Annotated in this window: 3 tRNA genes; all 3 read left to right on the top strand. The window is 47.1% G+C overall.

What is annotated here, in order from left to right:
- Window positions 1-20: 20 nt before the first annotated feature.
- The 3 genes from MLE13_RS17940 to MLE13_RS17930 all read left to right on the top strand — a co-directional run bounded on the left by MLE13_RS17940 (window position 21) and on the right by MLE13_RS17930 (window position 287).
- Window positions 21-94, top strand: a tRNA-Met gene (locus MLE13_RS17940).
- Window positions 95-102: 8 nt separating this feature from the next.
- A tRNA-Ile gene (locus MLE13_RS17935) sits at window positions 103-179 on the top strand.
- A gap of 15 nt (window positions 180-194) precedes the next feature.
- Window positions 195-287 (top strand) — tRNA-Ser (locus MLE13_RS17930).
- The last annotated feature ends 61 nt before the right edge of the window (window positions 288-348 follow it).

Here is a 348-nt window from a genome sequence, read left to right as displayed (position 1 = left end):
ACTATAATAATAAAGATCCTGGCGGCGTAGCTCAGCTGGCTAGAGCGTACGGTTCATACCCGTAAGGTCGGGGGTTCGATCCCCTCTGCCGCCACTTTTTTAGGACCTTTAGCTCAGTTGGTTAGAGCAGACGGCTCATAACCGTCCGGTCGCAGGTTCGAGTCCTGCAAGGTCCACCATATGTATTTTATCACGGAGGAATACCCAAGTTTGGCTGAAGGGATCGGTCTTGAAAACCGACAGGGGAGTCAAATCCCGCGGGGGTTCGAATCCCTCTTCCTCCTCCATTTTTCTAAATGTGTGGACAAATATTTTAAGGAATATTTCAAATTAGTACCTATATTATTA

Origin of the sequence: Planococcus halocryophilus (assembly GCF_022489025.1) — a bacterium.
Lineage (GTDB): Bacteria > Bacillota > Bacilli > Bacillales_A > Planococcaceae > Planococcus > Planococcus halocryophilus_A.
The sequence above is the reverse complement of the archived record's forward strand: the minus strand, read 5'-3'. Positions and strand labels throughout refer to the sequence as shown.